The organism is Crocosphaera watsonii WH 8501 (assembly GCF_000167195.1).
In the GTDB taxonomy this organism is placed as follows: Bacteria; Cyanobacteriota; Cyanobacteriia; order Cyanobacteriales; family Microcystaceae; genus Crocosphaera; species Crocosphaera watsonii.
The window spans coordinates 1-11,143 of sequence record NZ_AADV02000143.1 but is presented as its reverse complement, the minus strand read 5'-3'; the positions used below and the strand labels follow the sequence as shown (position 1 = coordinate 11,143).

The window sequence follows — 11,143 nt, the reverse complement described above, 5'->3', positions numbered from 1 at the left end:
TCTGACGACATTAGGATAAACTTTTTTAAGTACCGGAGAAAAAGAAAAGTGATCCAATAACTTAGAATTTTTAAATGAAGGAAGAACATCTTTATACTGCTCTGACCGCAATAATTTAACTAAATGTTTAACGACCTCAGTTTCGGCTTGAGTTTCTTTTCTTCCCATTTCTGAATAAGAGGTTGGTAAAACTCGGATAGCAGCTAACGCTTCAGGAATGTAACAAATTCCAGAGCGAAATGCCATAACATGCCAAATAAACCAATCACTATACCAACGTAAATCACTAACATATTTGCCCGATTCAATAAAAGCATTGCGCTTAAAGATACAAGTTACTCCTGCAATCCAGAGATTATCAGGGCCAACAACATCAATCAACTCTTGGGGCGACACGTAATAGGGGGTTTCTCTAAAACGATACCAATCATTATGTGGATCAATTATTCCTGTTTTATCGTCTAAAAAAGCGGGTACCGAACAGCACAGAGAAGCTTCTGGATATTGGACTAATAAATCCATCGATTTAGCGAAAAAACCTGGTAAAATCCGATCATCAGCAGGACAACAACATAGGTATTCTCCTGATACCATTTCTACGGCACGATTTAATGAATCATTAATGCTTAGATTTTTTTCATTACAAACTAATTTAATGAGGGGATTGTTTTCAACCCATTCATTAATAACTTCTATGCTATTATCCGTGGAACAATCATCAATTACTAAGATTTCTAATGGTTGATGACTTTGTTGAACAATAGCATGGAGTTGCTCTCCAATGTAAGCACCATGATTATAGTTGGGAACAATAACTGACAAGGTGGGTCTATTCAATAGAAAACCTCCTATGCTGAGAACCAGATTGGATGGAGACTAGGCGGTTTTTTTCTCCCAAGTCACAGGACTCTCGCCTTGAGTGAAATCTGGCAAAAATCCTTTCATTAAACCATCTAAAATACAATGGCAAATGGATAAATGGGTAATTTCAGCAAAGCCGTAAGATTGAGTAGGCACATAGAAATTGAGATCCCCTAATTGACGTAAGGGATTATCAGATTTAAAGGCTGAGAGGGTAATAACGAAGCAGCCTAATTTACGCGCTTGCTCAACCCCTGCTAGGATATTTGCGGACTGTCCTGAACTGCTAATGGCAATGAGAACATCCCCAGACTGAGCAAACATACTAATGGGTTTACTGAAGACTTGTTCATAGCCAAAGTCATTGCCAATGCAAGTTAAGAGCGCACCGTCATTAAAAGAAATGGCTCGAAAACCGCCATTGCGCCAATAATCGATCGCTTGATGGCTAGCAACGGCAGCACTTCCACCATTGCCAATAAAAATTACCTTGTTGGTCTGCTGTTGGGTTTGCGCTGCGACGACTTTAGCTGCTTGATTCACTCCTTCGGCAAAGGAGAGGGGATAGCCTTGATTATCACTCGCTTGAAATTGTTCACTCAAACGGGCTAGTTGCTCAAAATAATGGACACCAAAAGATAGCGGGGACGTTGAAAAAGTCATAGTTCACTCCACAAAGAACGGCGAATCTTGCCAAGCTGCTTTCAATTCAGGACAGTCCATTAAGGAAATAACCTGGGGTAGCATTCGTAAAACGGTAGGCACAATAGGCAGTTTAGTCAACTCATTAAGGGTAAATAATTCTAATGCTTGGGCTTCTGTTAGTTTAAGATAACTGATGTTTACAGTGAGCGGGACAGGGAAAAAATAAGTCATCGAAGGAATAGTGGGGTCTTCCCAAGTACATAAAAAACGACAATTAGGAGGACTCCAGCCGAGTTCCTCTTCCAACTCCCGACGAATCGCCTCTAGGGGAAGTTCCCCTGGTTCCATGAGTCCCCCAAAAAGTCCCCAGTAGTTTGGGTAATAGATTTCCGGTTTGTTATCTCTGAGTTGTAGTAGCAGGCGATCGCCTTGATAAATGATAGCTTTCACCACCATCAAAGGTTGATTCATGGCTGCTTACCCAAATATTCAAACCATTCCTTCGTTGCTTCTTTGATGGAGTCTGGTGTCCATAAGGGAGCTTCGCGCCATAATTCAATATGGTCTAACATTTGGGCAACACCATCGGGAAAAGAAACCTGGGGTTCCCATCCTAATAAGGTTTTGGCCTTGGTAATATCTCCCCAGGTACAGTCGGGTTCCCCTGGTCGTTTGGGAATGTGGGTAATCTCACCACCGAGTAACTCTACCAATCTCAGGACACTTTGGGGTTGGCCTGAACACACATTAATGATCTCATTGGTCACGTCAGACTGGGCCGCTTTAACGAACGCTTCGACCACATCACTGACGAAGGTAAAGTCACGGGTCTGCTTACCATCGCCAACAACAGTAAAAGGTTGACCAGCCAGTTTCTGCTTCAAAAATACCCCAAATACGGCTCCATAAGCCCCAGTAGTACGAGAACGGGGACCATAGACGTTGAATAAACGCAAAGATAGGGCAGGAAGTTTATATACTTTAGCCCAGTGCATTACTAATTGTTCCCCGAGATATTTGGTTAGCGCATAGGGATGTTCAGGAGAACAGGGATAAGTTTCTGGGGTAGGGTAGGTGTCAGGAATGCCGTAACAAGTAGAGGAAGCGGTATAAACAAAGCGTTTAATGTTCGCGTGACGACAAGCATTTAGTAAGGCAAAGGTGCCGTGAACATTAGAATGATAATAGTTTTCGGGGTTTTGGATCGAGGGGACAAGATCGGCTAGTCCAGCTAAATGAAAAATCCAATCGATGTTTTCTAAGGTTTGTGGCGTTACGCCGGCCACATCTTGATGAAGGAAGGTAAATTGTGGGTGAGTTTTGGCATTTTCTAGGTTTTTAGGATTGCCGACAATTAAACTGTCTAATCCGGTAACGCGGTGGCCAAGAGATAAAAGGCGATCGCATAAATGACTGCCAATAAATCCAGCCGCACCTGTTACTAAGCAATGTTTAGAACTTATCAAAATAGATCTCCTGGAAATTCGGTTAAGCTTTATTAGAACATAAGGTTTGATAATTATCTTTAGATGATCGACCAATAATTAATCATTAGGAGCGATTTGATTGATAGGTTTCTCTAAGATATTCACATCAAGCTGTAAGAAACATTTGCCACATTTGCTCTATCAAACGAATATCTTCGATAGCATCTGCTCCACTAGCAATGGGTTCTCGTCCTTGTTGAATATCTTCAATAAATGCTTCAGCTTGGCGACGAAATGCCCATGTCCAATGACATTGAGGACGATATACTTCGTGTATATCTCCTTGGCCTTTATAAAGTTCCACACGGGTTGGTACATTCTTTAACATTCCTGGGGGAGATTCCAAACGTAAGCGACCGTTTGTGAAATAAATTTCGCTTACTTCGTCCCATCCTCGATAAGCAAATTGTCCTGCTTCCAAAACAGCACTATAGTCACCGAAGGTAAAGACGGCGACTTTCCCATACTGTGGATGAAAACGAACATAATCTACTGATGGTGTTTGTCCTAATAAATATCGCAATAAATTAATATTATGACTGTAGACATTTAAAAACCAGGCATAATCAGACTTTTTTGCTTCAGGAATCCACTCAGGTGCGATCGCCCATTCTTCACTGTTACTTGTTACAGTTTCATCAGTAATAATGTGACCGTCAACATTACAATAAAACTCCCCCATAAAGCAATGAAAACGAGCGTAAATAATTGAACCCAAAGATTGATTTTCTAACAAGTTATTGAGGAGTTCTTTCCCTAGCTGAACCCCTTCATCATGCCGTTTCATATAACCAATAACATAGTTAACTCCTTGCTTATGGGCCTCAGTAACTAGGAGTTTAGCTTGCTCTAAAGTCGCAGCCATGGGTTTTTCCGTTAAAACGTGCTTACCAGCTCGTAAGCAGTCCAAGGCGATAGGTCCCATTTTAGCTCTTTGAGTTACGACAACCACAGCTTCAACTTCAGGATCTTGAAGCAATTGGTAATGATTAGCATAGGTTCGGGGAATGTTATACCGTTGGGCTATTAGCTGGCGACGCTTTGGCTTAGGGTCAGCTAAAGCCACCACTCGGCAATTAGGAATAGTGGCATAATTAGCTAGATGAGCTAATTGTCCCATTAATCCTGCTCCAACTATGCCAATCTTGACCATATTAGATTCAGAGGTCATTGTCTCTAAGATTTCTGCTTTTGAAAGACAATAAAATGATAAGGAATTCCCCAACTTTTGATAAAAAGTGGGTTAGTATTACAAAATTGCTCAATGTCATCAGAGTCATTTTTAGTCAACAATTGCATAACCGTTTGTAAGGTTTCAACCAGTTTAATCGCTTCTTGCTTGTCTTGAATAGAATTAGCGAGTACAGTGTCACCTATTAGGATATTTTTAATCGGTTCCAAGTAATGATAAGCTTGCCAGATTTTATCAGAATCTAAATCATCAATTGCATGATCTACCACCCGAGTGAGTTGATGGGCATAATCATTAATTTCTTTCACTTTCTCAGAAGATTGAACCGTTAAAAATAGTTTCTTCCCTAACAAAAACCCTAAGCGACTTCTGGCAATGTAATCTAAGTTATTATTCAGCTTTTCTGCTTCAGATAATTGCATTTTATGCCAATAAATACTTAAAGTATCTTGATAGTTAGGCCAAGATGAATATACTGAATAACCATAGTCAAATAATTGTTGACAAAGTTCACTCGCATCAAAGAAATACTCGTATCTTACAAATGGATTTTCTAAAACATCCATTACCCATGATTTAAAAGAGCGAGTATGGGGGATAGAGTTCCATTTTGATTCAAATAATTGCCAAGCATTTTCTTCAGGAGATAATCCCCTTAGTGTCTTCGTTTTGGCATGAATTAATTTTAAAATTAATTCTAAAAATCCTCCTGATGCTTCATAATAATTAATCAGACAAAATCCCTGGTCATCTAATAAGTCTTTGAAAAGATTAAGCCAAATTGACTCAGGACGAAAAGTATAAATAAATCCTTCTGCATCAATAAATTGATATTTCTTCTGAGAAGTAAATTTAGATATTTCCTCTTCAACTAGAACATCTAATTTATCTTTTAGACCGAAATTTTCCAAGTAATTTTTAATAGGAACGTGAGCATCAGAATTTGGCTCTACTAAAGTTAATGATGCTCCCCATCTTGCAAAAGCGAGAGAATTTTCTCCTGAATCTGGACCAAATTCCAATAATTTAATTCCCTTAAATAATTGGGTGGGTAATTTTAGTTTTTCTGTAAAGATTCTAGCCCGTTGGGATTCGTACTTGTCAAGATCTTCTACTGTTTTAAATCTGGCAAAAGTTGGTAATGTCTTTTCTCTTTCATAATAGAGAAAAAGTTTATCGTCTTTTTTGTTTGTCATTATAATCAACCTCAATGTTTGTTAAAAATTGGATAAATTTATCGACTTCTTTCGTATCTTCTTCCGAAGGACTCCAAGAAGCAAAAACAGTTTCATTTCGATTAAAAGGACCTTTTGTAGTTTCATGAAAGACTAAAAAGTCTGATTTAATCAACAAAGTATGATAATGAGGATTAGACAATCTATAATAGAAACGTTTTCCTGATTGAAAAGTTCCCATGGAGATCACTTCCGTCATTTCTCCTTCTTCATTAAAAAGAATGACATCACATTCCCCTTCAATAATATGAAAAGATTCACTTTTATTTATGTGTTTATGGGGTCTAACATAAGTTTCTCTGGTGTGAATAATCAGCATTTCATGAAGCTGATCATTAACATCTGGATGAGCGCATAAGCGGATTCGTTTACGGGGATTTTTTTGAGATCTTTGTTTAAGATACTCAATATCTTCTTGGGACACTTTAATGATGGGATCATCTGTGTATAACACTTCAGGATTAAATTCTCTATACTGAATCATTTTTCTAAAGTTGAAGAGCTAATTGACTGGCGGGAAAAATTGAAGCAAATGTCCCTCCTTTTTCGACAAATTCCTGATTTTTCTGGACTACTTTCGTTTCACTGTCTGGACTCAAACTTAAAAGACACAGTTTGATATCTTGCTCTAATAAAGCAGTGGAGGGATAAATAGGTAAACGAGAACCAGGCATAAATAAACCCTGTTTATTGGGATTATCATCAATAACAAATTCAAAATAATCTTGGAGTTGTAAAAAGGTAACAAAAGCACAGCAAAGATGACCTGCTCCTAGCAAAGCAATTTTTCCCTGTTCTTGTTGATGTTTAGCCAAAAACTTTTCGAGGTGATCGCGTCTTTTTTCTAGTCCTTGACTAAAGAGAATTCCCCGTTGTCTTTCTTGTTTCAAATTATCTGAAGTTGACCAAGTCTTCTGAGATTTTTGCCGTTTACCTATCCCTATTAAAGAGTTTTCAAAGGGATAAGGAAACAGGTCGAAATGAACTAATGAAAATCCACCAAAACCAAAACAATTACGAAATGTTTCTGGGGTGAAATACACTAAATGTTCTTCCCAGATTGTTGTATAGTCGCATAGCCTTAAAGATAGTTCACAGTCAGGAACTTCAAAAATAATATAACCTTCGGGAGTTAATAATTCTCCCAACGCTCCCATAAATTCTATAAGGTTATGAGCATGTTCAAGAATGTGACGAACAATTAAAATATCTGCCTTACTATAGGTCTTAACAATATTTTTGGCAGACTCAAAGGTTATCTTTTCTTGAATAATTTCTATACCAGCACGAGGATTCTTTATTGCTAAATCTTGTTGTGGTTCAATTCTCCAAAGATGAGAAAAACCTCGTTTTTCCATCCGTTCTAAAAGTGGATCATCTTTATAACTAATTCCCCCAATTACTGAATTAGTAGTAATCCCTGGTAATTTACTGAGAGTATCAGCAAGACTATCTAAATGAGCTTCCGGTTCTCGATAAGTAATCCAATCATAAGGAGGGGTAATTTCGGTTGCGGGAATTGGATCATTAATTTGAACTGTTCCACAAGTTAAACATTGATTAACCACAATAGGGTATGTTGCTTCTTTTTCCTGTTGACTTTGGAGAAAACGATTACTAATGGGTTGTTTTCCTAAATCTAGAAGTTGGACAACTTCAGAACTTTGGCAGATGTGACAGGGTTTCATAAGATTATCGTCTCAGCTTAATTCAAGTTTTTTTGATAGTTAATTGTTTGCTTAATACCCTCTTTAAGAGAAGTAAACTGAAAACTAGTAAAAATATCCTGTAAATGGCTATTATCGAAACAGTTATCGACTTTTGCTTTGGTTCGAGTACGAGAATTAATGGTTAATTCCAGATCTAAACATTGACTGATTAAGTTAAGAATATCCCGAAAGGAGTAACTCTTTCCACTAACTAAGTTGAGAACACCATCATACTCATTAAAGGTAAGTTGATCAACTAATTTAACCACATCCTCAATAAATAAAAATTCCCGTAATTCTGTTCCATCTCCCCAGAGAGTAATGGTATCTTGATTTAAAGCTGAACGAATAAAACCAGAGGGACTATAAGCTGAACCACTATCTCCTGGGCCATAAATTGTCGCTGGACGAAGACAAACCAGGGAACTTTCAGGTAGTTTTGAGAACTGTTTACGAAGGAGAAATTCTGAGGTGTATTTTGCCCCACCGTAGTAAGACGTCGGATGAACCGGAGTAGTTTCAGTGATATTAGTATTATGGATATCCTCTCCATAAACAGCAGCTGAACTAAAATAAATCAAGCGTTTAACCGGATATTTCTCTAATAAGCGACACAAATTTGATACCATCTGCACATTTTGAGAGAAAGCATCTAAAGTATCTCCTAATTGTCTTTTAATCGCAGAACACATCACTATGGCAGTTTGTTGATCACATAGAGATGCTAATGAGAATACATCAGATTCTTGAGTGAGGTCAAAATCAGGTAAAGAACGACCAATAACTTCAACTCCTCGAACATGATTGTTAAAGAATTTTGACAAATTAGAACCAATAAAACCACTGTGACCCATAATAATCACACGCTTTATTGAAGATGAAGTAACAGCAGATGGGGACATAATTCAAGTTTTACATTTGAGTAATTCAGCAAATTTTTAGATAACCTTTACTTCTGGCAAAAATTGGATAAAATGACCTCCTTGCTTTAGGTACTTCGGATGTTTCTTCATAATGGGTTCTGCATATCGCCAAGCTAAAATTAAGACATAATCAGGTTTCTTTTCATACAGAGTATCAGAGGGAAGTACAGGTATATGATGTCCTGGGGAAAATAAATTATGTCTGATGGGGTTATCATCTACTAAAAAGCTGAGTAATTCACTCAGTTCCAAATAGTAAAGTAAGGTGGTTACTCCGACAGAAGCACCATAACCTGCTATGGTTTTTCCTTGGGATTTTAAATTGGTCAATAAATCAATAAGTTCAATTTTAACTCGTGCAATTTTGTTAGCAAAAGTTTGATAAGGTTCAGGTCGATCAAATCCCAAACTTTCTTCCTGTTGAATCATCGTTTTTACGGACTCATCAACAAGCGGAGAATCTTGCTGTAATTGTACAAAAGAACGGATAGATCCCCCTTTGGTTTCTACATGATCTACATGAATTAATTCCATCTGATGACGACGGAAAAAAGAGGCCAATGGCTTAACATTAAAGTAACTGATATGTTCATGATAAATATTATCAAAGACATCATTTTTAATTAAGTCTACTCCATAGCCTGTTTCCATGACAAAAACACCATTAGGAGATAACAGAGAACGAATACTTTCTATTAATGTCGATAAATCGTCAATGTTAGCAAACACATTGTTAGCAGTTATAATAGAGGCTTTTCCGTATTCATATTGTATTTTTTGGGCAACTTCTGGACTGAAAAAAGTTGCCAGGGTTTCCACTCCTGATTCTGTAGCTTTTTGCGCGATATCTGTAGCCGGTTCTACCCCTAAAACTCGCATTCCTAATGCTTGGAAATGTCTGAGAATTGTTCCATCATTGCTTCCAATATCAATCACTAAAGAATTGGGTTTGGGGTGAAATCTTTCGATAACGTTAACTGCGTATTGACGAAAGTGTTCTACTAATCCTAAAGAAATGGATGTGGTATAGATATAATTGCCATAGAGAATATTTGGACTAACAACATCAAGCAATTGTAATAGTCCACAATCACGACAGAAAAAAACGTCTAGGGGGTAAATTTTTTGAACCTGATTAAGATCATCAGCAGAAACATAGCGATCACCTGGTGGTGTTGCTGCTGGTTTGACAACTAATTCTAGATTTTTGCTATCGCATAAACGACAAGTATTTCGGCGATAGTATTCAGTATTCATGGTTACTAGGAATTATAAAAAATAAGTGGAATTAAGTACAATGAAAAGTCTCGAATCTTCTAATCTTTAGAACAAGATATCGGAATATTTTTTCAAAAAATCTCGGCTAAATCGACTCGAATAAGCAGTGTATTTAGCTGAAATTTTATCAAACTCTCGTTGTAAACCATGATCAGCTTCTGTATAATTGCCTGTTTCTTCCATGCGTTCAAGCATTTCTATGACTAGCGCATTAATATCTTCTGGACTGTTATCAACGGGTTTAATTCTTTTTTCCGCTAAGAAAGGTGCATATTGAATATAGCCAATTTGAGGATCAATGGACTCCGCTAAAGAAAGATACCGTTGCTCACTTTCTAACCAATAAAGTTTAGGAATAAGTAAATCTGCTCCATAGGGTGACCGAATCCCCATTGGTGTCCAGTTAGTCATAGCACAAGGAACTCCAAAAGTCGGAGGAACGTGGGATAGTCCAGAGGTTGTGCCAATATAGAAACGACAAGCCCCGCACAAGAAAATATCCATCCAGTCACTCTTTAAGTCGCTATGAGCGTAATCAATAACACCAGACATCGGAGCTAAAGGTGTCATACTGGGATCACCTAAACGGATGACATAGCCTCCTCTTTCCCGAACTGTTTCCATGGCCAATGTATAAGTATCAATATTAGCGTTGCGAAAGGTTTTATATAGTCCTTTTTTATCCTGATGAAACCCTGGTTCCCTAACATGAAGACAAACAAACCAAGCATCACGAGGAACCCCAAGGGAAGCTAAACAATCCCATCCCCTTTCAAGATGAGAATCTGACAATCTCAATAGAGGAGATCTCTGTTGTTTTTCCCATTCTCGCTGTACTACTGCCCAAGCTTCAAAGTAGGGTAGGGTTCGTCTGTCAGAAAATCTAATCCCTGCTAAGACATCTTGCAGGGAATCGCTCAAGGGGGTTAATTTTTCAATGGATTCAGGTTCAGTAACAATATCAATGTAGGGTTTCCAGTAGTCTAAAAAACAAGGATTAACGATTTGATCTGGCCTCGCTAACAAAATAGTATGGCGATGGGAATTTAATCCCAATTGGGTCATTTTGATGTAGTAATCCAATAATCCTGTGTGTCCAATAACAGAACTCCAAGTAGAAGACAAAAAACGAATGTCTTGTTGCCCTACATTTCCCTTTAATGCGTTCTTTTGTTGTTCTTCATAACCTTGCTCGAGTAAGCGAATCATCGATTTTCGCTCGCCTCTAAACATCAAATGCAAAGCAATATCATTGTAAATCGTCATATTGCCAGGTTTAAGAGCGATTGCTTTTTCCCAATAGGGCAGTGCTTCCTGAAAACGGTTCAATCTGTCTAAAGTATTTCCTAGCATGTGATGAGCTTCAGCACAATTAGGGTCATTTCTTAGCTCTTGATGAAAATAGTCAATGCTTTTCTCTAATTTACCTTGTCGAAGTAGCACGTTAGCATAATTTAAATTTAGTCCAGGTACATTGGCCTTCAATGACAAAGCTTGATCATAACTTGCCATTCCTTTTTGATACTGACGCAAAGAAAAATAGATATTGCCCTGATAGAAATAGGGCCATGGTGAATCTGGCTTAGTTGCGATCGCCTTGTCTAATTCAATTAAAGCCTTTTCTAATTTACCTTCCGAAAACAGTTGATTACCCTGATCAATATATTGACCTGCTAACTTAGCAGCGGACTGTTCCCAATTGAGAATTAACTCTTGACTATTTAATCCTAAACGATTAGCTTGTTTATAAGCATTAATTCCCTCTTGGTAATTTCCCTTAGCAACCCAAGCATTTCCTTGATAATAGTATGCT

Annotated in this window: 11 protein-coding genes; all 11 read right to left on the bottom strand. The window is 37.8% G+C overall.

Annotation, left to right across the window (positions count from 1 at the left end):
- A partial coding sequence (locus tag CWATDRAFT_RS25815; protein WP_007307763.1) for a glycosyltransferase family 2 protein occupies positions 1 to 837 on the bottom strand: 837 nt, incomplete at its 3' end.
- A 39-nt stretch (positions 838 to 876) separates the two neighbouring features.
- Complete coding sequence (locus tag CWATDRAFT_RS25810; RefSeq protein WP_007307762.1) at positions 877 to 1,524, bottom strand: SIS domain-containing protein; 648 nt, start codon at positions 1,522 to 1,524, stop codon at positions 877 to 879.
- A gap of 3 nt (positions 1,525 to 1,527) precedes the next feature.
- Positions 1,528 to 1,977, bottom strand: coding sequence for an NUDIX hydrolase (locus CWATDRAFT_RS25805; protein ID WP_007307761.1), 450 nt, complete (start codon positions 1,975 to 1,977; stop codon positions 1,528 to 1,530).
- The gene (locus tag CWATDRAFT_RS25800) at positions 1,974 to 2,972 is read right to left on the bottom strand and encodes an SDR family oxidoreductase (protein WP_007307760.1); all 999 of its coding nucleotides are present in this window, start codon (positions 2,970 to 2,972) and stop codon (positions 1,974 to 1,976) included. The genes CWATDRAFT_RS25805 and CWATDRAFT_RS25800 overlap by 4 nt, the downstream gene beginning before the upstream one ends.
- A gap of 127 nt (positions 2,973 to 3,099) precedes the next feature.
- The gene (locus CWATDRAFT_RS25795) at positions 3,100 to 4,164 is read right to left on the bottom strand and encodes a Gfo/Idh/MocA family protein (RefSeq protein WP_050018381.1); all 1,065 of its coding nucleotides are present in this window, start codon (positions 4,162 to 4,164) and stop codon (positions 3,100 to 3,102) included.
- Positions 4,165 to 4,169: 5 nt separating this feature from the next.
- A complete protein-coding gene (locus CWATDRAFT_RS25790; RefSeq protein ID WP_007307758.1) occupies positions 4,170 to 5,381 on the bottom strand; it encodes a methyltransferase domain-containing protein in 1,212 nt (403 codons plus the stop codon).
- Positions 5,359 to 5,904, bottom strand: coding sequence for a WbuC family cupin fold metalloprotein (locus CWATDRAFT_RS25785; protein WP_007307757.1), 546 nt, complete (start codon positions 5,902 to 5,904; stop codon positions 5,359 to 5,361). Before CWATDRAFT_RS25785 ends, CWATDRAFT_RS25790 begins: the two co-directional genes overlap by 23 nt.
- Before the next feature lie 4 nt (positions 5,905 to 5,908).
- Positions 5,909 to 7,108, bottom strand: coding sequence for a class I SAM-dependent methyltransferase (locus CWATDRAFT_RS25780; protein ID WP_007307756.1), 1,200 nt, complete (start codon positions 7,106 to 7,108; stop codon positions 5,909 to 5,911).
- 17 nt (positions 7,109 to 7,125) lie between these two features.
- The gene (locus CWATDRAFT_RS25775) at positions 7,126 to 8,031 is read right to left on the bottom strand and encodes an NAD-dependent epimerase/dehydratase family protein (RefSeq protein ID WP_007307755.1); all 906 of its coding nucleotides are present in this window, start codon (positions 8,029 to 8,031) and stop codon (positions 7,126 to 7,128) included.
- A gap of 36 nt (positions 8,032 to 8,067) precedes the next feature.
- Positions 8,068 to 9,309 carry a class I SAM-dependent methyltransferase gene (locus tag CWATDRAFT_RS25770; protein WP_007307754.1) on the bottom strand — a complete coding sequence of 414 codons (1,242 nt, stop codon included), beginning with the start codon at positions 9,307 to 9,309 and terminating at the stop codon, positions 8,068 to 8,070.
- A gap of 66 nt (positions 9,310 to 9,375) precedes the next feature.
- A partial coding sequence (locus CWATDRAFT_RS36305) for a TIGR04372 family glycosyltransferase (RefSeq protein WP_007307753.1) occupies positions 9,376 to 11,143 on the bottom strand: 1,768 nt, incomplete at its 5' end.